Raw genomic sequence first — 21,306 nt, forward strand, 5'->3', positions numbered from 1 at the left:
CCGCCGTACAGACGGGCCTCGCGGGAGCGGGGCCGGGGCGTGTAGCAGATTTGTTTACGCGCTCTCAGACCATGGTCGGGTCGGGTTCGAGGCCCATCAGCTCGCGGCCGAGGATCTGGGTGCAGACGTCGTAGTCGGTGTAGGCGTGGGCGCCGGTCATGTGCGAGTCGCGGAACAGGCGCTGCATCTCGTTACCTTCCATCCAACTGGTGGCGCCGGAGGCGCTAAACAGGCGGTCTACCGCTTCGATGCACATCTTCACCGCGTAGGCTTGGTTGGTGCGCCAGAATGCCAGCGTTTCACGGTTCGGGTACTGGTGGTGGCGGCCGTGCTCGGCGTGGTCCTGCCAGGTTTTTTCCAGGAAGGCGCGCGCGGCGGCAACCTGGTGGGTGGATTCGGCCAGACGCATCAGCGCCGGGGTGGCGGTGCCGACGCTGGCGCCGGTGTAGGCGCGCACGCGGTTCTGGGTCTTTTCCTTGTACGCCACCAGCATGCGTTCGGCCACGCCCAGACTGATCGCCGCGAAGCCGCTGGCGAAGTAGGGGCGGTACGGGGTGTAGTAGATGTCACTGTAGGGGTAGAGCCCGAAGCCGGAGGAGCGGCCTTCCATCATGTCCTTGGCGGCTTCGATGCGGTGGTTGGGGATGAAGGCGTTCTTGATGACCAGGGTCTTGGAGCCGCTGCTCTTCATGCCCATGGCGTACCAGTTGTCGCGGATGTCGTAGTCGCCGCGCGGGAGTACGCCGAAGCTGTACACCAGTTCGCCTTCGGCATTCTTGCGGCGCATGCCGACGATGGCCCATTCGGCGTGGTCGCAGCCGCTGCTCCAGCCCATTTCGCCGCTCAACAGCACGCCGCCTTCCACTTCTTCGATCTGGCTGAACGGTGCGATGCTGCTGCTGGCAGTGGCGTCGGGATTTTCGCCCCAGACTTCGTCCTGCAACTTCTGCGAGAACATGGCGAGCTGATGGCTGTGGGTGCACAGCAGGCTGAAGGCCCAGGCGGTGCCACCACAGGCGCCGGCCAGAGCGGCGACGCAGTCGGCGAATTCCGGCAGCGAGATTTCCAGGCCGCCGTACTTCTTGGGCTGGAAGGCGCGGTGCATGCCGATGCTCTTGAGCAGGGCGATGTTTTCTTCCGGCACTTTGCGTTCCTGTTCGGCGCGGTCCGCATTGGCGGCGATGGCGGGCAGGATGCGTTGCAGGTCTTCCAGGAGCGAATTTGCACTTTTCATCGTTATGCTTGCCTTTTTCGTGGCTGCTGGTGTATGTGAAACTCGCTCTGCCCGGATTCAACCAAGAAGGGGGTGGTGGAGCGATGTGTTCGTTTTCCCAGCGGTTTTACGGGGGCCGGCCTCAAGATTCGGCTCGGTACGGGCTAATTATGGGGAGGTGGTGAGGCAAGAGAAATGCAAGTTTCGAGTAGAGTGTTGTACTTTTCGCGTCGTCTTGAGCTGGGGCAAGGACAGGTGTCGTCATTTGTGGCTAGTGAATGCGCCTGGGCTTTCGGGAGGGGCGACGGTACGGTTTCAGCTTGGGCTGAAGGGCCTGTTCACCATGCGGCCCTTTACCTTGTTGAAGGCCGTTCAGGCTAGTTCGTGGACGGGTTTTGATCAGGCGGATGAAGGCCCGGCGGGCCTTCATCCTTGGTGGAATCAGGCGCAGCGTGGGGAGGGGGCTACACGACCCGGAAAAAGTCGACCAACTGATCGAGCCCGTTCACCGCCTGCTCGACTTGCTCAACTGCCTGGCCGACCATGGCCAGGCTGCCACTACTGGCTTCGTTCAGCCGTATCAGCTCGTCCATCTCATTTGCAATACCGTTGGAGGAGCTGGATTGCTCTACCGAGGCCGCGGCGATATGGCTGGCCATCCTGGCTACATGGTGGCTGCTGATCTCGATACGTTGCATGATGTCCAGCTCTGAAGTTACCGCGGCCTGTATTTGATATCGTGCACAGGCGGGTTATTGCTCATTGCGGGCTCCGGGTAGGTGGGGTGGCCGGACCCAGCAGGGCCCGGCGGCAGGAGCTAAAGAGTTAGAAGCTATGACGCAAGCCAAGCGCGATACCGCGCGGGGAGGCACCAGCGTCCACACCGCCCACGCTACTGAAGCCGAAGTCGTACGAGGCGTTGTCCCGGTTCCAGATCTGCGAGTAGATCGCCTTCAGCGTGGTGCGCTTGGACAGGTCGTACTCGTAGCCGAGTTCGAAATGGCGCGCCTGCGATTGGGCGGCACCCGCGTAGGACACCCCTTGCAACTTGCCGGCCTGGCCGTACTGGGTGATCACACGGCCCTGGTAACCGGTACTGATCACGGCCTGGGCGTACCAGACGTTTTGACTCAGGCTGCTGCCTTGGTAAGCCGCTGCGGCGGTGGGGGTGAGCCTGCCGACCGTGTGGTCGAACAGCAGTCCGATGCGACTGGCGTTGCCGAACACATAGTAACCACCGGCGCGCGCGTTCCACACTTTCTGGAACTGGCTGACGTTGGTCGGCGCATCGTCGATGCCGGTGTCGATCCCTTCGTATGCTCCGGTCAGCATCCACGGGCCGCCGCGGTAGGTCAGGCCTAAATCGAACACACTCGGCGCATGCGAAGCAATGGCCGAGCGGGTTTCCACGGCGTCATAGCCTACACTGGCGGTCAGTCCGTTCCAGTTCGGGCTGGTGTACAGCAATGCGTTCTTGCGGCGGGTATCGAACGGACTGGTGCGCACCAGCGTGTTGCCGTTGCCATCGGCCGGAATGGCGCTGCCGAAAGTCTTGAGCAGCGGGTCCGCCGCCAGCGTGTTGCCGAGTTTGCCGAGCAGCGCACCGGACATGCCGATGCCGGTGTTGCCCTGATTGACGTCCAGCATGCCCGCCACCGCCCGTGTGGGCGGGCTGATCAGACCGGCCTGGATGCTACCCGCCGGGGAGGCCAGGCCGATGAAAGAGTCACGCGTGCCGAAGGTGGCGTAAGAAGGGGCGCTATCGACCCAGATGTTGCTCTCTATCTGCCAGAACGCCTTGAGGCCGTTGCCGAGGTCTTCCTTGCCCTTGAAGCCGATGAGCGAACTGTCCGAGCTGATGCGGTTGGTGCTGGGGACGTCGTGGCCGTTGCGGGCGCCGGTAGCGCGTACCGATTCGAAGGTCTCGTCGATGGTGCCGTAGAGGGTGACGTCGGCCTTGGCGGCCAGCGGGGCGAGCAGGGCGAACGCGGCCAAGGTGGTCTTCTTGTTCATTTTGGTTTCTCCAGTGTTGTTGGTGTGCACGCCTGCGATGGGCGTGCGCATCCGCGGGGCTCCCCTGCATGGGAGCTCCGGCGAATCGGTTTTTATGGAGGTGGATTTGGGAGGGGCTTAGGCGCGCACGCTCTTGCCCATCGGGATCAGCAGAATGATCACGGCGCCGATCACCAGTGCGGCCACTGCATACAGCAGGCCGGAGGTGAAGCTGTGCGTCATGTCCTTGAGCCAGCCGACCACCACCGAGCTCAGGGCCGAGCCGATGTTGCCGGTGGCGTTGATCAGTGCGATGCCGATGGCCTTGGCTTTATTCGACAGCGTGGCGTCCGGGGTGGTCCAGAAGATGGTCATGGCGGTGAACGAACCGGCAGACGCCATCACGATGCCGATCAGGCGCACTACCGAACCATCGCCGTAGGCGGTGATCAGCCAGCCAGCAGCGGCGAACAGCATCGGCAGCGCGGTGTGCCACTTACGCTCCTGCTTACGGTCGGAGCGGGCGCCCCACCACAGCATGAGCAGGATGGTCCCCACCTGCGGGATCGCGGCCAGGATGCCGATAGTGGCGTTGCTGCTGCCGACGTTGAAGCTCTTGACGATCTGCGGCACCCAGATGTTGACCATGCTGAGCGTGTTCACCAGGCAGAAGTAGGCGAAGGCGAATTTCAGCACGGTGGGCTGGAGCAGTTCGCGCAGCATACCGCCGTGTTGCGTGGCCGGCTGGTGTTGCTCGGCCTCCAGCATGCGCGCCAGGCAGGCCTTTTCTTCCGCCGTCAGCCATTTGGCCTTGGCCGGGGTGTCGTCCAGGTAGAACCACACGGCGATGCCGAGCAGAGCCGAGGGCAGTCCTTCGACCAGGAACAGCCATTGCCAGCCGGCCAGGTTCCAGGTGCCGTTCAGCTCCAGCAGGTAGCCGGACACCACCGAGCCGAGCGCTGCCGTCACTGGCATGGCGATCATGAACAGCGCGTTGGCGCGGGCGCGGTACACGCGTGGGAACCAGAAGGTCAGGTAGACCAGCATGCCGGGCAGGAAGCCAGCCTCGGTGACGCCGACCAGCGCACGCAAGATATAGAGGCTGTTTGCATCATGCGCGAACATGGTGGCGGTGGAGGCGATGCCCCAGGCCACCATGATGCAGGCCATCCAACGGCGGGCACCGATACGGCTCAGCATCACATTGCTCGGGATGCCGCACAGCACGTAGGTGATGTAGAAGATGGTGGCGGCAAAACCGAACATCGTCGCCGTCAGGTTCAGGCTTTTCGCCATGGTAAGGCCGGCGAAGCCAATGTTGATGCGGTCAAGGAACGAGAAGACGAACAGGACGAACAGGAACCAGATCAGGCGGCTTGAAACTTTCTTGATGACATGCTGTTCCTGCTCGTTGCGCGAAGTGCTCACGGCAAGGGGCGCATCGATGGGATACGCGGCGGATTTTTCCATGTGCATGAGGTTCTCCTCCGTGGTCGGTCGGTCGTTTGCCGGACTCGCTCACGTCTCAGTGGTTGATATCGGCGCGCTCTATGGCGCGTTGTAGCTCGATGGGTATGTTTTTATTGCTCATGGGTAGTGCATTTGACGGGCGTGTGGGTGGTGGCTCTCCTTTGCTGATTTCGCTTCGAGCGATGGCTGAAAATGAATATATTAAGTTTCTGCTGCGGGCTGGCCTCGATAAAGGTTTGCCCAGACCGCCATTTAGGTTTCAAGCGGAGGGAAAAAACGCGCCAGCCTCACGGCTGGCGCTAACCGGGACAGTGCTCAGTACACGCCGGACGAACCGGCGGGGGTCGCCGGTGCGCTCTTGAAGCGCGCGGCCAGCGTTTCGGCGCTACGGGCGAGCAGGGTGGTGTCGACCCCGACCGCGACGAACTGGGCGCCCAGCTCGATATAGCGTTTGGCCAGCTTCTCGTCGGCCATCAGGATGCCTGGCGCCTTGCCGTGGGCACGGATACGGCGGATGGCGTCCTCGATCGCCGCCTGGACTTCCGGGTGCGTCGGCTGGCCGATGTAGCCCAGGTCGGCGCTCAAATCGGCGGGGCCGATGAACACGCCGTCCACGCCCTCGGTGGCGGCAATGGCGTCGAGGTTGTCCAGCCCCTGCCGGGTTTCGATCTGCACCAGGACGCAGATTTCCTGTTCGGCGGTTTTCAAATAATCGGGGATGCGGTTCCAGCGCGAGGCGCGCGCCAAGGCGCTGCCGACGCCGCGGATACCGTTGGGTGGATAGCGCGTGGCGGCTACCGCCTGCGCGGCTTCCTCGGCGGTCTGCACCATCGGCAGCAGCAGCGTCTGCGCACCGATGTCGAGGATCTGCTTGATGCGCACCGGGTCGTTCCATACCGGGCGCAAGATGGGGTGCGAGGGGTAAGGGGCGATGGCCTGCAGCTGTGCCAGCATGCTCTGCAGCTCGTTGGGCGCGTGTTCGCCGTCGATCAAGAGCCAGTCGAAGCCGGCGCCGGCCAGCAGCTCGGCGCTATAGGCGTCGGCGAGGCCGAGCCACAGGCCGATCTGCACCTGGCCGGCCTTGAACGCGGCCTTGAATGGGTTGGTGGGGAGGTGCATGTGCGTCTCCTTTAGATGAAGCGGCAGCTGATGACGCCGAGTGGGCCGTAATCGACATGGAAGGTGTCGCCAGGGCGCGCCGGCACCGGGCGCGTGAACGAGCCGCCCAGGATCACCTGGCCTGGCTTGAGCGAGACGTCGAACGGCGCCAGCTTGTTCGCGAGCCAAGCCACGCCGTTGGCCGGGTGGTTGAGCACGGCAGCGGCGACGCCGGACTCCTCGATCACGCCGTTGCGGTACATCAGCGCCGAGACCCAGCGCAGGTCCAGCTCGGACGGTTTGACCGGGCGGCCTCCCATCACCACGCCGGCGTTGGCAGCGTTGTCGGAGATGGTGTCGAACACCTTGCGCGGGCGGCCGCTTTCCGGGTCGATGGACTGGCTGCGCGCATCGATGATCTCCAGCGCCGGGATCACGTATTCGGTGGCGTTGTAGACGTCGAACAGTGTGACGTTGGGGCCTTTCAGTTCCTTGCCGAGGATGAAGGCGAGTTCGACTTCGACGCGCGGCACGATGAAGCGGCTGGTGGGGATGTCGGAGCCGTCGTTGAAGAACATGTCGTCGAGCAGGGTGCCGTAGTCCGGCTCGTCGATCTGCGACGACATCTGCATCGCGCGCGAGGTCAGGCCGATCTTATGGCCTTTGATGGTGCGGCCTTCGGCTACCTTCATGTCGACCCAGGTGCGCTGGATGGCATACGCATCCTCGATGGTGATCTCGGGGTAGTCGAGCGAGATCTGTCGGATTTGTACGCGGTCTTTCTCGGCCTGGTGAAGGCGGCGCGCGGTCTGGTCGATGATGTCTTGGTTCAGCATGGTGGGTGTCTCCGTTAACTATTCAGACCGCCGAAGCACAGATATTTGATTTCCATGAAGTCATCGAGGCCGTACTTGGAGCCTTCGCGTCCCAGCCCTGATTCCTTGATGCCGCCGAATGGCGCCACCTCGGTGGAGATGATCCCTTCGTTGATGCCGACCATGCCGGCTTCGATGGCTTCGGCCACGCGCCAGATGCGGCCGATGTCGCGGCTGTAGAAGTAGGCGGCGAGGCCGAACTCGGTGGCGTTGGCGAGGCGGATCGCCTCGGCTTCATCCTTAAAACGGAAAAGTGGGGCGAGCGGGCCGAAGGTTTCCTCGCGGGCCACCAGCATGTCTTCGGTGACGTCGGCCAGTACCGTCGGCTGGTAGAAGTTGCCGCCGAGCGGGTGGGGCTCGCCGCCGGTGATGACTTGCGCGCCCTTGCTCACGGCGTCGGCGACGTGCTCGGCGACCTTGGCCACGGCCTTGTCGTTGATCAGCGGGCCTTGCTGCACGTTGCCGCTGGTGGCGGCACCGACCTGCATCTGGCGTACGGCGGCGGCCAGTTTCTCGGCAAAGGCATCGTAGACTCCGTCCTGGACCAGCAGGCGGTTGGCGCAGACGCAGGTCTGGCCGGTGTTGCGGAACTTGGAGGCGAGCGCGCCCTGTACGGCGGCGTCCAGATCGGCGTCGTCGAATACGATGAACGGTGCGTTGCCGCCCAGTTCCAGCCCCAGTTTTTTCACGGTGCCGGCGCATTGCTCCATCAGCAGCTTGCCGATGCGGGTGGAGCCGGTGAAGCTGAGCTTGCGCACCGCCGGGTGGCGGGTGAGTTCGCCGCCGATTTCGGAGGCGCGGTTGCCGGTGACGACGTTATAGACGCCCTTGGGGACGCCGGCGCGTTCGGCCAGCACTGCCAGCGCCAACGCAGAGAGCGGGGTCTCGGCCGCCGGTTTGACCACCACGGTGCAGCCAGCCGCCAAGGCGGGACCGACCTTGCGCGTGATCATGGCGTTGGGGAAGTTCCACGGCGTGATCGCCGCCACCACGCCGATGGGCTGTTTGATCGTTACCAGGCGCTTGTCGGCGGCGGTGCTGGGGATGACATCACCGTAGGCGCGCTTGGCTTCTTCGGCGAACCACTCGATGAAGCTCGCGCCGTAGGCGATCTCGCCGCGGCTTTCCGGCAGCGGCTTGCCTTGTTCCAAGCTGAGAATCAGCGCCAGGTCTTCCTGGTTCTGCATGATGAGGTCGAACCAGCGGCGCAGTATGGCCGAGCGCGCCTTGGCGGTCTGGGCGCGCCAAGCCGGTAGCGTCGCTTCGGCGGCTTCGATGGCGCGGCGGGTTTCTGCGACGCCGAGTGCGGCGACTTGGGCCAGCGCCTCGCCGTCGGCGGGGTTGGTCACGGCGAAGGTGGCGTTATCGTCGCCATCGACCCAGGCGCCGTCGATGTAGGCCCGGGTCTGGAACAGGGTAGGGTCGTTCAGTTTCATGATGTCTCTTGATCACAGGGTGGATGACTGGGGCCGGGCGGTGGCCGCCGGCAAACGGATCAGCTGCAGGCCGAGGCAGGCGGCGACGCCGAACAGCGCGACAACCTGGCACATCGCGCGCGGCGTGCCGTCGTGCAGGGCGGCGACCAGGGCGCTCGCCAACATGCCGAGCCCGAACTGGCCGGAGACTGCCAGCGCCATTGCGGCGCCGGCGCGCTCACTGTGCCGCTGCAACAGCCGCGCCATGGTGTTGGGGCCGATCGAACCGGTCAGGCCGACGCTCACCAGCAGTGGCAGCACCACGGCGAGCAGGCTGTGCGCGCCGGCCAGCCACAAGGCCAGACCGGCCGCGGCGATGACGGCGGTTTGCGCCTGCAGCAGGGTGTCGAGCGCTACGCGCTTCACCAGCCACTTGTTGAGTGTGGTCAGCACGATGACGCTGGCGATGTTGAGGCCGAACAGCCAGCCGTAGTGCTGCGGCGCCACGCCGAAGTAGTCGATGTAGACGAAGGGCGAGCCGGTGATATAGGCGAACATGGCGCCGAAGGTCAGCCCGAGCGCCAGCATGTAGCCGAGCGTGGGCGTATCAGTCAGCAGGTGGCCGTAGGCGCTGAAGGCCGACGCCAGACTGACCTCGCCGCGCCGTTCGGCCGGATGGGTTTCCGGCAGGCGCAGCGCAACCAGGGCAAGGCACACTGCACCGAACAAGGCGAGCGCCAGGAACAGCGAACGCCAGCCGGCGGCGAGCAGCAGCCAGCCGCCCAGCACCGGGGCGACGAGCGGTGCGATCATCGTCACCAAATGCATCAGCGACAGCACCTGGGCGGCACGATCGAGCGGGAACACGTCACGCACCACGGTACGGCCCATCACCGAGCCGGCACCGCCGCCGACGGCCTGCAATACACGCAGCGCGATCAACTGCTCGGCGCTGCTGGCGAAGGCACAGGCCAGGCTGGCAACGAGATACAGCGCGATGCCGGCGAGCAGCACCGGGCGGCGGCCGAAGCGGTCGGACAGCGGGCCGTACAGCAGCATGCCGAGGCAGAAGCCGGTGAGGAAGCCGCCGATGGTGAACTGCACCAGCCCGACCGGCGCGGCGAGATCGCGGGCGATGGCGGGCAGGCTCGGCAGGTACATGTCAATCGACAACGGACCGAACGCCACCAGCGCGCTGAGCAGTACGATCAGGCGGGTGGGGTGGAGGCCGGCGGCGACGATGGGCATGGCGGTTTTTTCCTGGGGGAACAGGCGCTTAGTTGAAGTGCTGATGCACGTTGTTGTGCTTATAGTTCAGCTCCGGATGCAGTTCGGTCAGCTCGAATGACAAGGCCAGATAGCCCTGCTCGAACAGCGGCGCGAAGTGCGCCTTGATCAGCGCGAACAGCTCTTCGCCGACGCGTCGACGGTCTTCGAGCGAGCGCCCCGCACCGATCTTTAGCGTCATGTGCACGAAGGCGTAATTCTCCTCGCCGTCGGCCATGCGGTAGGTATCGAGCCAATGGGCGCGGCTGCGGATGCCGCCGATCGGGAACAGCCCGGTGCCGGCCAGGTACTCATGGGCTTTCTTGAACAGCGCCGGCAGGTCGGCCTGTTTCCGGATGTTGTCGGTGCATTCGACGATGAAGTGCGGCATGACTAACTCCTGTCCGGCCGTAGCGGCAGTGGGCTATGTGCCCCGCCGCCATGCCAGAATCGTTCAGACGGGAAGGATGACGTTGATCTGGCCGGTGCCGGAGCTGCCGAAGTACGGCGTTACGATCTCGGCCTGGCCGGTGTACTGGTCCCAGCCCAGCGCGCCCAACAGCATCGCGGTGTCGTGCATGAAGCCCTCACCATGGCACTTGTCGGCGTACTCCGGCAGCATGGCGCAGAAGGTCTTCCAGTCGCCGCGCTTCCACATCTCTACCACTTCGTGGTCCATGGTCTCGAGGAACGGGCTCCACACCTTGTGCAGGAACTGGTCGGCCACGCCGTTCTGGGCGAAGCGGTGCGACAGCGAGCCGCTGGCGAAGAACGCCACGGTGCCGTCGTACTGCTCTTCCACCGCGCGGCGCATGGCAGCGCCCAGCTTGGCGCTGTCGGCCAGGTTGTGCACGGTGCACAGCGCCGAGACCGACACCACCTTGAAGTGCTGGTCCGGGTTCATGTAGCGCATCGGCACCAGCGTGCCGTATTCCAGCGCCAGCGTGGTGGCGTCGTGGGCGCGAGTGTGCACGCCGGCTTCGGTCGCCGCATCGGCCAGCAGCTGGCCCAGCTGCGGGTTGCCGTGGTAGGCGTAGGGCATGTTCTTGATGAAGTGCGGCAGCTCATTGCTGGTGTAGACGCCTTCGAACTCCGGCGCGCAGTTGACGTGGTAGCCCGAGTTCACCAGCCAGTGGGTGTCGAACACCACGATGGTGTCGACGCCCAGCTCGCGACAGCGGCGGCCGATTTCCTTGTGGCCGTCGATGGCGGCCTGGCGGCAGCCTTTATGCGGGCCGTCGAGCTCGGACAGGTACATCGACGGTACGTGGGTGATTTTTGCAGCAAGGGCGAGTTTGCCCATGGTGTTTCTCCTCTTGGTGCGTTTGGTGACGCAGCTAAGCGGTGGGTGGTTTTAGCCCATCTCATTAGCCGGCTGCGCCTTTGCATCTTGAGCGCCGGCAGTACTGCGTGCGAATCCATCGCGGAGCAAATCCCTGCGTGCCAATCTTCGATTGGCTCAGCGAGAGATTTGCACGCAGTGATTCGCTCAGCGATCAGGAATCCTCATGTACTCCGTGTACATTCCGGTTCCTGTGCGCTGGCGGCACTCAACCTGCTTTGGCTCGCTCGGCTATTGAAATGGGTCTTAAATCAAGGGTCGAGTCGTGCCTTACAGCCCCCAACGCGGGATGTGGTGACTCCCCATCGACACACACACGTTCTTGATTTCGGCGAACACCTCGAAGCTGTACTCGCCACCCTCGCGGCCGGTGCCTGAGGCCTTCACGCCGCCGAAGGGCTGGCGCAGGTCGCGTACGTTCTGGCTGTTGACGAACACCATGCCGGCTTCGATACCGCGTGCCAGACGGTGCGCCTTGCCGATGTCCTGGGTCCAGATGTAGGACGCGAGGCCGTATTCGACGTCGTTGGCCAGGCGCAGCGCCTCGGCTTCGTCCTTGAACTTGAGCAGGCACACCACCGGGCCGAAGATTTCTTCCTGGGCGATGCGCATGCGGTTGTCGACGTCGGCGAACACCGTGGGCTGGATGAAGTTGCCTTTCTGCAGGTGCTCGGGCAGACCTGCCGGACGTTCCAGGCCGCCCGCCACCAGGTTGGCTCCTTCCTCGATGCCGATCTTGATGTAGCCGGTGACCTTGTCGTAGTGTGCCTTGGTGATCATCGAGCCGACCTGGGTCTTCGGGTCCTGCGGATCGCCCACGATCAGGCGCTTGGCACGACGGGCGAATTCGGCGACGAACTGGTCGTACACGCTTTCCTGGATGAAGACGCGGCTGCCGGCGGTGCAGCGCTCGCCGTTGAGCGAGAAGATGGTGAACAGCGCGGCGTCGAGCGCGCGGTCGAGGTCGGCGTCGTCGAAGATCAGCACCGGCGACTTGCCGCCCAGCTCCATCGAGTACTTCTTCAGGCCGGCCGCTTCCATGATTTTCTTGCCGGTGGCGGTGCCGCCGGTGAAGGAAACGGCGCGTACGTCGGGGTGGCGCACCAGCGCGTCGCCGGCGGTGGCGCCGTAGCCCTGCACCACGTTGAATACGCCTTCCGGAATGCCGGCTTCCATGGCGAGGCGGCCCAGCTCGTTCGCCGTCAGCGGCGACAGCTCGGACATCTTCAGCACCGCCGTGTTGCCCAGTGCCAGGCACGGCGCGGTTTTCCAGGTGGCAGTCATGAACGGCACGTTCCACGGCGACACCAGGCCACACACGCCGACCGGCTGGTACAGCGTGTAGTTGAGCATGGAGTCGTCCACCGGGTAGGTGTGGCCGTTCATGCGCGTGCAGACTTCGGCGAAGAAGTCGAAGTTGTGCGAGGCGCGCGGGATCAGCACGTTCTTGGTCTGGTGGATCGGCAGGCCGGTGTCGAGCGTTTCCAGTTCGGCCAGGTTCGGCACGTTCTGGTCGATCAGCTCACCCAGCTTGCGCATCAGCTTGGCGCGTTCCTTGGCCGGGGTGGCGGCCCATTTCGGGAACGCGGCCTTGGCGGCGGCCACGGCGGCGTTGATCTCGTCGGCGCTGCCGGCGGCGACCTCGCCGATGGCCTCGCCGGTGGCGGGGTTGTAGTTGACGAAGGTGTCCTTGCTTTCGACCTCGCGGCCGTTGATCCAGTGCTTGATCATGCTTGCTCCTTTATTCAGGGTAGGGTGCGGCGCTGCCACACCGCTGAATCGTTGTGTGTGCTCAACCGAGTGAGGCTTCGTACCCGGCCTCACTGACGATCCAGTTCACCAGGCGGCCGACGCCTTCCACCTCGACCACCACCTCGTCGCCCGGCACCACGTCGGAGAGTCCCTCCGGCGTGCCGGTGGCGATCATGTCGCCCGGCGACAGGGTCATGAAGCCGCTCAGGTATTCGATCAGTGCGGGAATGTCGAACACCAGGTCGCGAGTGTTGCCCTCCTGGCGAAGCTCGCCGTTGACCCAGGTGCGCAGGGTGAGCTCGTGCGGGTTCGGCACGTCTTCCTTATCCACCCAGTACGGGCCGATCGGGGTCAAGGTGTCACGGTTTTTCACGCGCAGGTTGGGGCGGTAGTAGTTCTCCAGGAAGTCGCGCACGGCGTAGTCGTTGCACACGGTGTAACCGGCGACGTAGTCCATCGCCTGCTCGCGCTTCACGTTCTTGGCTGTTTTGCCGATGATCACCACCAGCTCGCACTCGTAGTGCATGTAGTCGACGTTGTCCGGACGCACCGACACCGCGTTATGGCCGGTAAGGGTGGACGGCGACTTGAGAAAGGCGAGCGGCTCGGTCGGTGCCTTGAACGACAGCTCGGCGGCGTGATCGGCATAGTTGATGGCCAGGGCGAACACGGTGCCGTGCGCCGGCGGCAGCCATTCCACCTGCTGCTCGGCAAGGGTCTCGCCGTTCGGCAGCGTCACCGAGTGATCGTCGTTCACCGTCACGTTATGGACGTCACCTTGATAGCGGATGCGGGCGTGTTTCATTAGGCGAGCTCCTCGGCGATGACGGTTTCAAGTACCACGGGGTTTTCCAGGCGGCCTATGCCGTCGATCTCCACCGCGACGACGTCACCCGGCTGCAGGTCCACGCTGCGCAGCGGGGTGCCAGCGATGATCAGGTCGCCGGCTTCCAGCGTCATGAATTGGGAGAGTTCGGCGATCAGCTGCGCTACGCCGCGTACCAGGTCGGAGGTGCGGCTGGTTTCGCGCAGCTCGTCGTTGACGTAGGTGCGGATCTCCAGCGCGGCAGGGTCGATCTGTTTGGCGTCGACCACCCTCGGGCCGATCGGGCAGAAGCCGTCACGGTTCTTGGCCTTGATCGCCGGGCGGTAGAAGCTGTCTTCCGGCAGGCTCACTTCGTTGACCACGGTGTAGCCCTCGATGCAATCGAGCGCCTGCGCCTCGCTCACCTTGCGGGCGCGCTTGCCGATCACCACGCCCAGCGCGCCGCCCGGCTGGATGCGTGCCACGCCGGCTGGGAAGGGGATAGCCGCGCCGTGGCCGATCTGGGTGTTGCGGGTCTTGATGAACAGCACCGGGGTCTTGGGCGCGGTCTTGTACGGTGCGTCCTCGAATGCGGCGGAAAGCGCTTCCACCAGCGAGCGGTGATTCAGGGCCACGCCGTACACTGTGCCGGTGACGGGCGCTAGCCAGCGCGGGTCGTCCAGCAGCGGGTTGCCATTGTCCAGTTGCAATTTGCCGTCCGCCTGTAGCGTGACGCCACGGGCAAGGTGGTCGACCAGTATTCGGCCTCGCGTCATGTCGTTTCCTCTTTCCTTTGCATCGTCCGGTGCCGGATGCCCTCAATAGCTGCACCGCACTCGTGGAAGTTAGTTAACAAATTAATTAATATGTTAACTTTATAGGGCAGCACGCACAGGCTTGTCAACACGGCCACCATGGCTCGCTCCCGGATGAGCCTCACTATGCACCTCTATACGGTGTATTTTCTCAAGAGAAACCTGTACTTTTCAGTGCTGTCTGTTGTGAATGTCAATCAATGTGCCGGGGCGGGCTTTGGTGCGGCCTGGCTAGGTTTTCTGGAGGGGCCGGGGGCGGGCAGGGAAAAGCCGCCTAGGCGACTCTGGTACAAAGGATGGAATGGATGAATGAATCGGATCGGCCGTCGCCAAAAATGATACAGGCGGCTGGATGGCGGGAACGACTGAGCCGTGGCCTGTTCCGTTCGCTGCGCCAGCCTAATTATCTGCGCTATTTCGTCGGGCAGGGCGTGTCGGTGATGGGCACCTGGATGCAGACGGTGGCGCTGAGCTGGCTGGTCTACCGCCTGACCGGCTCGGCGGCGTTGCTCGGCGTGGTGGCTTTTCTGTCGCAGGCGCCGCAACTCGTGGTATCTCCGTTGGCGGGGCTGCTGATCGACCGCTACGACCGGCGCCGCCTGCTGATCAGTGTGCAATGGCTATTGTTTTTGCAGTCCGGCCTGCTCGCCTTGCTGACGCTGACCGGCTGGATTGCGCCATGGAACATCGTGATGCTGGCCGGATGCTTCGGAGTGCTCAACGCCCTCGATACCCCGTTGCGACATGCGCTGATCGGCTCCATCGTCACCGACAAGCAAGATCTACCCAACGCCATCGCACTCAACGCCGTGGTCTATAACCTCGCGCGCTTCGTGGTGCCGCCGATCGCTGGTGCCCTGCTCGGCCTGACCTCCGAGGCGCTATGCTTCGCGCTCAACGCCGTCTCCTATCTGGCGATTGCCCAGGCGCTCAGGGGCATGGAGTTGGCGCCGCCTAGTGCCGCCACCGCCCGATCCGCTGCAGGCTTCGGCGAGGGGTTGCGCTTTGCCCGTGGTAGCGAGCCGGTGCGGTTGCTGCTCGGGCTGACCCTGTTGATGAACGTGACTGCCTCGTCCTACGTGGTGCTGGTGCCGGTGCTGGCCAAGGGCGTGTTTGCCGGCGGGGTCGGCACGCTGGGCATCCTGCTCGGCTCTTCCGGCTGCGGCGCGCTGGCATCCACCGCCTACGTCGCGCTGCAGAAGACGCGCCGGCAATTGGGGAGCAAGGTGGTGCTGGGTTGGTGTGCGGTGAGCAGCGGCATGCTGGTGCTAGCGACCTCGCATTCGCTGCCGTTTGGTCTCTATGCCACTTTTGCGCTCGGTTTCGGCATCTCGATGGCCAACGTGGCCACCAACTCATTGTTAATGTCGAGTGTGCCCGACCGCCTGCGCGGACGCATGATTTCCACCTACACCGGCATCCGTTTCGGTATGGACGCGGTCGGCGGGCTGATCGCTGGCTCGGCCGTCTCCGCCTTCGGCCTCTCCCCGACACTCTCCGTCGAGGCTGTGCTGGTGCTGGCCGGCCTGGCGTGGTGCCTGGCCCGGCGCGGCGTGCACCACCAGCCCCTGGCACTCGAAAACTGATTTTTCATCAAGGATTGTTTCCCATGGACCAGCTCGCCCACTCGTATCGCTCCATTACCACCGCCGCAGCCCAGCGCGCCGTCGAGGCTGCCGTGGCGCATGCCCGAAGCCTCGGCTTAGCCATCAACGCGGCGGTCGTCGACCGCTGCGGCATCCTGATGGCCTTCCTGCGCTGTGAAGGCGCACCGCTGCACTCGGTCGACATTGCCATCGACAAGGCCTATACCGCGGTCAGCTTCGGCTTGGCGACCCAGCACTGGGACGCCCGCCTGGCCGAGCGGCCCGCGACTGTGCGCCACGGCCTGATGAACCGGCCTCACTTCGCCGGTTTCGGCGGAGGCCTGCCTATCCTGTATCAAGGGCAGCGCATTGGCGCGATCGGCATTTCCGGGGCCGCTGAGGCAGAGGACATCGCCTGCGCAGAAGCCGGGCTCGCCGCCGTCACGGCGCCGGGCGAGCAGCCTTAAACCTGCGACAAGGATCGATCAGGAGATGAAGACGCGCGAACGGACGCCGATTCCAAACATCGATATCGGCAAGGTCTACGACTCTCGCTACGAGGCGTCGGAGGTGAATTACGAGGCCTTCGGCAAGCTCGCCGAGTTTTTTGGCCGCAACATGCCGGTGCACCGCCATGACCGTTTCTTCCAGGTGCACTACCTGGCTAGCGGGCAGATCCGGCTGTACCTGGAGGACCAGCAGTATATCGCCTCTGCGCCGCTGTTCTTCCTGACGCCTCCCACTGTTCCGCACGCCTTCATCACCGAGGCTGACGCCGAAGGGCATGTGCTGACGGTACGCCAGGAGCTGGTGTGGAAACTGTTGGAAGCTTTGCCGAAGAATGTCACTGAACCGCGCCTGATGACGCCATTTTGCGTGGAGCTGGGCAAGGTGCCGGAGGAACTGGCGGCCGAGGCGGCGCGCTTGCCGCGTTTGTTCGAGCTGCTGGGCGACGAGTTCTTTGGCGAGGGCAAGGGCAGGGAGGTGGCGCTGCAGGCGCTGACTCAGCTGATCCTGGTCGCACTGTTGCGGCTTGCGACCCAGCCGGAACAGAACCGGCATTTCCGGCGCGAGGATCTGCACATCTATCACCGCTTTAACGTCCTGGTGGAAGAGCATTACAAGGACCACTGGGCGCTGTGGCGCTACGCCGAACTGATCGGCGTGACCGAGGCGCGTCTGAACGACATCTGTCGGCGCATGGCCGATTTGCCATCCAAGCGTCTGATCCACGATCGCCTATTACAGGAGGCCAAGCGGCTGCTGATCTTCTCGGCTTCCTCGGTCAACGAGATCGCCTACCACCTCGGTTTCAAGGACCCTGCCTATTTTTCCCGCTTCTTCCTACGCTACACCCAGCAAACGCCGAGCGAGTACCGCGAGAAGAACCGTTGAACCACCCGCCGCCTGGCTTGCTTCCGGCGGGCTGTTAGCCGTCGGTTCGCCGGGTCATCCTTTTGGTTGATACCGCGTCGGCCTGCCCATGGCTAGTCTCTGCTGTATCGAGACGGCCGGCGCCACCACTATTGCGGGTGGGCGTGCCAGCTTTTCGGTTTCTCAGTGGTGGAAGTCCTTGCGCGGCCGGATGGGGCACCCATTTGGCCGTTTTTTCTTGCACCTATTGATCCGCCGACGGATAAATCGCCCTGCGGCGGGTTTTGCCGAAATGGGATAAGAGCCGAAAGGGCTATCTGCTACTAGTAGCCGGGACCGTCCATACCAGAGGCGGCCAGCTAACGATAGCGGAGGAAAATGGTGCTGCGGCGTATTTTTGGCGGTAAAGCCAGAGTCATTCATCAGGAAGAGAGCATTTCTGCCGTGCCGGCCGCGGCCGTCGCGGGGGATGAGGAGGTGGAGCGGGGTGAGGGCCTGTTGTTGGCGCGGGTGCTGAACACCGCGCAGTTCATGCAGCTCAGCGTTGCGCGCGGGCTGGAGACGCAGGCCCAGCTAGTGGCGGAGATCAACGAGCGCAGCGAGCGCATGCGCCTGGCGTTGGCGCTGTCGTCCGAGCAGGTGGTGCAGAGCGCCGGTATCGCCGAGGATTTGCGGCGAGCCCTGGCTGCCGAGGTCGAGCGTGTCGCCAGTGATATCCGCCGCGAATTGGCCGAGGCGGTGGCCCTGATCGACACCAAGGCTGCCGAGGTGCTGCACGTCATCGCCGAGACCGGCGACATCGCCAAGATGGTCAATCTGTTGGCACTCAATGCGGCGATCGAGGCGGCGCGCGCCGGCGAGCAAGGGCGCGGTTTCGCCGTTGTGGCAGATGAAGTGCGCCGGCTGGCGCAACGCACGCTGGAAAGCTCGGAGCTGGCGACTCGGCGCATGGATTTGAGCGATGTGCAGTTGCGCGTAACTCAGATCGCCAGTCAGGGCGACGCCAAACTGGCCGGGCTGGCCGACCACTTGACTGCCTTGCTGGGCCGGCTGAGTGAGATTTTCGATGCCCTGGGGCGCAACATTGGCGATCTCAACGACACCAACAAGGTTATCGCCGAAGCGGCACCGCAGGCGGCTCGCCGTACCGCAACGCTGCGTGAGCATGCCGAACGCTCAGCCGGTCTATCGCAAGCCGTGGGCGAGGTGGTGTTGCAGACGCAGAACAAAGACGCCGGCGTCACGGCCTTGCTGCACCGCTATCAGTTGTCGAGCGATCCCGGCTATGACCGGCTTGAGGACGTCATGCGTCGTGGCCTGCTGCGCGTTGCCATCGAGCCAGCCTTTGTCGGCTTGTCGTTTCGCCTACACCCGGCTGATCGGCTGTTGGGACTCGATGTCGATTACGCCAGCGCCTTCGCCCGCTGGCTCGGGGTACGTGTGGAGTTCGTCGAGCACGCCTGGGACCAGTGTCCCGATCTGCTGTATTTCGGTCGTACGCCTTCCGAGGCTCCGGCCGACCTGATGTGGAGCGCCTTGTTGTCCCATGCCGCCCTGTCGGGTGTGGCCTGCTCCCGCCCGTATACCTCGATGCCGTTCATTCTTGCTCGCCGCGCGGGTGATGGACGCATCAATGGTCTGGCCGATCTGGCCGGCAAGGTGCTGGGTGTGGGCAACGATCCCGCGGCGATCACAGTGCTGGAGGGGGCCGGAGTACGCTGGCAGGCCAATCGGGACAAGCCTGGCAGTGTCGTGCAGCTGGCCAATCTGATTGCCTATTCGGATCAGGGGCGTATCCACGAGGCGGTTGCTACCGGGGTGGTCGACGCCTTTGCTGTCGAGCGGCCGATCTTCCACTGGGCGGCGACCGACCGTGCTAGCCGTTGGCGCGGCAAGATCGAGATCCTGCCGGGCAACCTGGCCGGGGAGCCGTGGCATTACTGCGTGGGGGTGGCCGCAGCCCCGGAAAACCAGCGGCTGCTGGCCAAGGTCAACGAATTCCTGCACGACTTCCTGGTGGCGCCGGAGCGGGCCGGGATCGAGCGCCGCTGGCAGGGCGGGATGTAGGCCCGGCTTTCGCGTGCTCATCAACATTCAACCAAAAGGCTGCTGTGGCGGCCTTTTCATTTTGCCGGCGCGTTAGGGCGCGTCATCCCTCATTTGCAGGATGGCGAACCTCCATCCGTTGCGACAGACTGCAGTTAAGGCCTGGCGTTTGCCAAGTGTGAGTGGTGACTCTCGGCCGGGAAACGAAGACGGGTGCCACAAAGCATCCGCGGCTGGACAAAGGAGAGGCAGCATGTTTGATCGTTCCGGTGGGGCCGCCACCAGGTTGGCGTCTTTCAGCACAGTATTGCTCGAGCTTTACCGTCTTGCGCGCGAGGAGTCGCTGGAACGCTTTCATCAGACCGCGCTCGAGTGCCTGCGCCCCTTGCTGCCGTTCGAGATGGCGTGGTGGGGCCGTGCGGCACAGGCCGAGGATGGCCCGCACGAGCACAGTTCATTTCTGTTCGGCCTGCCCGACGGCTACATCGACGACTGGAAGGCGATCCGCCACGAGGATGTCACCGTCGGGCGCGTGCACGCCCAGCCTGGCGTGGCTGTAGTCGTCGACATGCAGGCCGCCGAGCTGCCGGCGGGTCTGCGCTGGCTCGGTGAGCGCTACGACATCGGCGAGCTGTTGTGCGTCATCCATACCGATCCGATCACGCAATTGAGCGACCACCTGGCGCTCTACCGCACGCCGGGCGCGGAGGCCTTCGGTGACGCGGAACGCGAACTGCTGTCTTGCCTGATGCCGCACCTCACCGCGGCGGCATCGCTCAACCAAATCCGTACGATGCAGGCCTTGCGCGAGACCCTGTACGAGCAGCGCTTGGCGTTGGCGGTGTGCGATCAGGTCGGCATGCTACAAAGCGCCGAACCCGGCTTCGTCGACCTGCTGCTGACCGAGTGGCCGGATTGGGCTGGTCCGCAGCTGCCCGCCAAGGTGAAGCCACAGGGGTACGACGGCGGCCGCCTCAGCATCGAGGCGCGCCCCGTTAACGATCTGTACCTGCTGACGGCGCGCTATCGTTGTGCCATGGAGCAGCTCTCGGCGCGCGAAAGCGACGTCGCGCGACTGTTCGGCGAAGGCCGGACCTACAAGGAAATCGCCCGTCTGCTCGACATGTCGCCGCACACGGTGCGCCACCACATCCGTTCCATCTACGCCAAGCTCGGTATCAGCGGCAAGGCGGGTATCGCCCACCTGCTGCACCAGTTGCCGCCGTTTTCCTGATCCGCTGATTTCCACCTGACGCCTCCAACCGCCGTGCCGATTGGCAGCCCGCTCGCGCGCCGCCAGGGGGAGGCGTGCGCGTGTCATCCCTCGGATCTTCTACCCACCCAGCTCAGGAGAGCCTGAAAGATGCATCACCCCCTTCGTTATTTCGCCGCCACAGCTCTGGCCTCTGGCGCCCTGGCCGTCTGCCAGGCGGCGTCGGCCGCCGACACCAACGCGCGCGATTTCTTCAGCGCTCCGCCCGGCACGTCGCTTGGTGTGCTCTACCTGCCGGTGACACAGGCCGACAGTTTTCACAGCCGTGCCGGCGACGTCGGTCCGGCCGATCTGAAGGTGGAAGCGGTAGCCTACCGTCACGTCTGGTTTTCCGATATTTGCGGCACGCTGTGTACGCCTCAGTTCATCGTGCCGGCTGCGCACATCGAGGCGCGGCTGCCGGGCAGCGCGGCGAGCGAAAGCCTGAGCGGAGTCGGCGACCCGCAAGTGGGCGGCACGCTGTTCTTCGTCAACAACCCCGACAAGCGCGAGTACGCCGGCTTGCTGTCGCTGCTGACGCTGCCGGTGGGGCGCTACGATGCCAGGCATGCCGACGTCTCGCCGGGCGCCAACCGCTGGGGCGGCACCTTCCTGCTCAATTACACGCGCGGGGTCGGCAAGAACTGGGTGCTGGAGGGCTCGCTGGAGACCCAGATTTACGGCGTGAACGACGACTACCACGGCGGCTCGCTGAAACAGAAGCCGCTCTATCGGCTGCAGGCCTTCGCTTCCTACGACTTCACCCCAGCGACCTACGGCGCGCTGCGCCTCTATTACGCCGAGGGCGGGGCGCTGCGGCTCAACGGCCAGGATCTGCCCTATACGCGGCAACGCTATACCCAGCTCGGCTTCGAGCTTGGCCACTGGTTGGATCGTCAGAACCAGCTGATGGTCACCGTTGCCAAGAACGTCCAGTCCGAAAACACGTACGACGCCGCGCAGGCCATGCTGCGCTTAGTGCACGTCTATTGAGCGCGACAAGAC

At 64.2% G+C, this 21,306-nt stretch carries 19 protein-coding genes; 6 read left to right on the forward strand and 13 right to left on the reverse strand.

Going from position 1 to position 21,306, the window contains the following annotated elements:
• Positions 1-64: 64 nt before the first annotated feature.
• From FURADRAFT_RS10365 to FURADRAFT_RS10425, 13 genes are all read right to left on the reverse strand, one after another.
• Positions 65-1,234 carry a p-hydroxyphenylacetate 3-hydroxylase oxygenase component gene (locus FURADRAFT_RS10365; protein ID WP_008954097.1) on the reverse strand — a complete coding sequence of 390 codons (1,170 nt, stop codon included), beginning with the start codon at positions 1,232-1,234 and terminating at the stop codon, positions 65-67.
• A gap of 443 nt (positions 1,235-1,677) precedes the next feature.
• Complete coding sequence (locus FURADRAFT_RS10370; protein ID WP_008954098.1) at positions 1,678-1,911, reverse strand: hypothetical protein; 234 nt, start codon at positions 1,909-1,911, stop codon at positions 1,678-1,680.
• A 127-nt stretch (positions 1,912-2,038) separates the two neighbouring features.
• Positions 2,039-3,226, reverse strand: a complete 1,188-nt coding sequence (locus tag FURADRAFT_RS10375) for a porin (RefSeq protein WP_040652723.1) — start codon at positions 3,224-3,226, stop codon at positions 2,039-2,041.
• Positions 3,227-3,343: 117 nt separating this feature from the next.
• Positions 3,344-4,681: a 4-hydroxyphenylacetate permease gene (hpaX, locus tag FURADRAFT_RS10380; protein ID WP_008954100.1), complete on the reverse strand. Its 1,338-nt coding sequence runs from the start codon at positions 4,679-4,681 to the stop codon at positions 3,344-3,346.
• Between the two features lie 309 nt (positions 4,682-4,990).
• Positions 4,991-5,794 (reverse strand): 4-hydroxy-2-oxoheptanedioate aldolase, encoded by an 804-nt coding sequence (hpaI, locus tag FURADRAFT_RS10385; protein WP_008954101.1) that lies wholly within the window; start codon positions 5,792-5,794, stop codon positions 4,991-4,993.
• 11 nt (positions 5,795-5,805) lie between these two features.
• The gene (hpaH, locus tag FURADRAFT_RS10390) at positions 5,806-6,609 is read right to left on the reverse strand and encodes a 2-oxo-hept-4-ene-1,7-dioate hydratase (RefSeq protein ID WP_008954102.1); all 804 of its coding nucleotides are present in this window, start codon (positions 6,607-6,609) and stop codon (positions 5,806-5,808) included.
• A 14-nt stretch (positions 6,610-6,623) separates the two neighbouring features.
• Complete coding sequence (locus FURADRAFT_RS10395; RefSeq protein ID WP_008954103.1) at positions 6,624-8,084, reverse strand: NAD-dependent succinate-semialdehyde dehydrogenase; 1,461 nt, start codon at positions 8,082-8,084, stop codon at positions 6,624-6,626.
• Between the two features lie 12 nt (positions 8,085-8,096).
• The gene (locus tag FURADRAFT_RS10400) at positions 8,097-9,311 is read right to left on the reverse strand and encodes a Bcr/CflA family multidrug efflux MFS transporter (protein ID WP_008954104.1); all 1,215 of its coding nucleotides are present in this window, start codon (positions 9,309-9,311) and stop codon (positions 8,097-8,099) included.
• A gap of 28 nt (positions 9,312-9,339) precedes the next feature.
• Complete coding sequence (locus FURADRAFT_RS10405; RefSeq protein WP_008954105.1) at positions 9,340-9,720, reverse strand: 5-carboxymethyl-2-hydroxymuconate Delta-isomerase; 381 nt, start codon at positions 9,718-9,720, stop codon at positions 9,340-9,342.
• Positions 9,721-9,783: 63 nt separating this feature from the next.
• Positions 9,784-10,632 carry a 3,4-dihydroxyphenylacetate 2,3-dioxygenase gene (gene hpaD, locus FURADRAFT_RS10410; protein ID WP_008954106.1) on the reverse strand — a complete coding sequence of 283 codons (849 nt, stop codon included), beginning with the start codon at positions 10,630-10,632 and terminating at the stop codon, positions 9,784-9,786.
• Positions 10,633-10,941: 309 nt separating this feature from the next.
• The gene (hpaE, locus tag FURADRAFT_RS10415) at positions 10,942-12,402 is read right to left on the reverse strand and encodes a 5-carboxymethyl-2-hydroxymuconate semialdehyde dehydrogenase (RefSeq protein WP_008954107.1); all 1,461 of its coding nucleotides are present in this window, start codon (positions 12,400-12,402) and stop codon (positions 10,942-10,944) included.
• Between the two features lie 61 nt (positions 12,403-12,463).
• Positions 12,464-13,228 carry a fumarylacetoacetate hydrolase family protein gene (locus FURADRAFT_RS10420; RefSeq protein ID WP_008954108.1) on the reverse strand — a complete coding sequence of 255 codons (765 nt, stop codon included), beginning with the start codon at positions 13,226-13,228 and terminating at the stop codon, positions 12,464-12,466.
• Entirely contained in the window at positions 13,228-14,004 is a 777-nt protein-coding gene (locus tag FURADRAFT_RS10425) for a fumarylacetoacetate hydrolase family protein (protein ID WP_008954109.1), read from the reverse strand. The genes FURADRAFT_RS10420 and FURADRAFT_RS10425 overlap by 1 nt, the downstream gene beginning before the upstream one ends.
• A gap of 344 nt (positions 14,005-14,348) precedes the next feature.
• Between FURADRAFT_RS10425 and FURADRAFT_RS10430 the strand changes: the two genes are divergently transcribed.
• The 6 genes from FURADRAFT_RS10430 (at position 14,349) to FURADRAFT_RS10455 (ending at position 21,294) form a co-directional block, all read left to right on the forward strand.
• Positions 14,349-15,629, forward strand: a complete 1,281-nt coding sequence (locus tag FURADRAFT_RS10430; RefSeq protein WP_008954112.1) for an MFS transporter — start codon at positions 14,349-14,351, stop codon at positions 15,627-15,629.
• A 23-nt stretch (positions 15,630-15,652) separates the two neighbouring features.
• Complete coding sequence (locus tag FURADRAFT_RS10435; protein WP_008954113.1) at positions 15,653-16,096, forward strand: GlcG/HbpS family heme-binding protein; 444 nt, start codon at positions 15,653-15,655, stop codon at positions 16,094-16,096.
• A 25-nt stretch (positions 16,097-16,121) separates the two neighbouring features.
• On the forward strand, positions 16,122-17,024 hold the full coding sequence (gene hpaA / locus FURADRAFT_RS10440) for a 4-hydroxyphenylacetate catabolism regulatory protein HpaA (protein ID WP_008954114.1): 903 nt from the start codon (positions 16,122-16,124) through the stop codon (positions 17,022-17,024).
• Between the two features lie 357 nt (positions 17,025-17,381).
• Positions 17,382-19,070: a methyl-accepting chemotaxis protein gene (locus tag FURADRAFT_RS10445; RefSeq protein WP_008954115.1), complete on the forward strand. Its 1,689-nt coding sequence runs from the start codon at positions 17,382-17,384 to the stop codon at positions 19,068-19,070.
• A 232-nt stretch (positions 19,071-19,302) separates the two neighbouring features.
• Complete coding sequence (locus FURADRAFT_RS10450; RefSeq protein WP_008954116.1) at positions 19,303-20,283, forward strand: helix-turn-helix transcriptional regulator; 981 nt, start codon at positions 19,303-19,305, stop codon at positions 20,281-20,283.
• A gap of 129 nt (positions 20,284-20,412) precedes the next feature.
• Positions 20,413-21,294, forward strand: coding sequence for a transporter (locus tag FURADRAFT_RS10455; RefSeq protein ID WP_008954117.1), 882 nt, complete (start codon positions 20,413-20,415; stop codon positions 21,292-21,294).
• Positions 21,295-21,306 lie beyond the last annotated feature (12 nt).

The sequence above is a fragment of the Pseudogulbenkiania ferrooxidans 2002 genome (assembly GCF_000174355.1).
GTDB classification, from domain to species: Bacteria; Pseudomonadota; Gammaproteobacteria; order Burkholderiales; family Chromobacteriaceae; genus Pseudogulbenkiania; species Pseudogulbenkiania ferrooxidans.

Coding starts and splice junctions, on each gene's coding strand:
- FURADRAFT_RS10365 (WP_008954097.1), bottom strand. CDS start 1,234: ATGAAAAGTGCAAATTCGCTCCTGGAAGACCTGCAACGCATCCTGCCC.
- FURADRAFT_RS10370 (WP_008954098.1), bottom strand. CDS start 1,911: ATGCAACGTATCGAGATCAGCAGCCACCATGTAGCCAGGATGGCCAGC.
- FURADRAFT_RS10375 (WP_040652723.1), bottom strand. CDS start 3,226: ATGAACAAGAAGACCACCTTGGCCGCGTTCGCCCTGCTCGCCCCGCTG.
- hpaX (WP_008954100.1), bottom strand. CDS start 4,681: ATGCACATGGAAAAATCCGCCGCGTATCCCATCGATGCGCCCCTTGCC.
- hpaI (WP_008954101.1), bottom strand. CDS start 5,794: ATGCACCTCCCCACCAACCCATTCAAGGCCGCGTTCAAGGCCGGCCAG.
- hpaH (WP_008954102.1), bottom strand. CDS start 6,609: ATGCTGAACCAAGACATCATCGACCAGACCGCGCGCCGCCTTCACCAG.
- FURADRAFT_RS10395 (WP_008954103.1), bottom strand. CDS start 8,084: ATGAAACTGAACGACCCTACCCTGTTCCAGACCCGGGCCTACATCGAC.
- FURADRAFT_RS10400 (WP_008954104.1), bottom strand. CDS start 9,311: ATGCCCATCGTCGCCGCCGGCCTCCACCCCACCCGCCTGATCGTACTG.
- FURADRAFT_RS10405 (WP_008954105.1), bottom strand. CDS start 9,720: ATGCCGCACTTCATCGTCGAATGCACCGACAACATCCGGAAACAGGCC.
- hpaD (WP_008954106.1), bottom strand. CDS start 10,632: ATGGGCAAACTCGCCCTTGCTGCAAAAATCACCCACGTACCGTCGATG.
- hpaE (WP_008954107.1), bottom strand. CDS start 12,402: ATGATCAAGCACTGGATCAACGGCCGCGAGGTCGAAAGCAAGGACACC.
- FURADRAFT_RS10420 (WP_008954108.1), bottom strand. CDS start 13,228: ATGAAACACGCCCGCATCCGCTATCAAGGTGACGTCCATAACGTGACG.
- FURADRAFT_RS10425 (WP_008954109.1), bottom strand. CDS start 14,004: ATGACGCGAGGCCGAATACTGGTCGACCACCTTGCCCGTGGCGTCACG.
- FURADRAFT_RS10430 (WP_008954112.1), top strand. CDS start 14,349: ATGAATGAATCGGATCGGCCGTCGCCAAAAATGATACAGGCGGCTGGA.
- FURADRAFT_RS10435 (WP_008954113.1), top strand. CDS start 15,653: ATGGACCAGCTCGCCCACTCGTATCGCTCCATTACCACCGCCGCAGCC.
- hpaA (WP_008954114.1), top strand. CDS start 16,122: ATGAAGACGCGCGAACGGACGCCGATTCCAAACATCGATATCGGCAAG.
- FURADRAFT_RS10445 (WP_008954115.1), top strand. CDS start 17,382: ATGGTGCTGCGGCGTATTTTTGGCGGTAAAGCCAGAGTCATTCATCAG.
- FURADRAFT_RS10450 (WP_008954116.1), top strand. CDS start 19,303: ATGTTTGATCGTTCCGGTGGGGCCGCCACCAGGTTGGCGTCTTTCAGC.
- FURADRAFT_RS10455 (WP_008954117.1), top strand. CDS start 20,413: ATGCATCACCCCCTTCGTTATTTCGCCGCCACAGCTCTGGCCTCTGGC.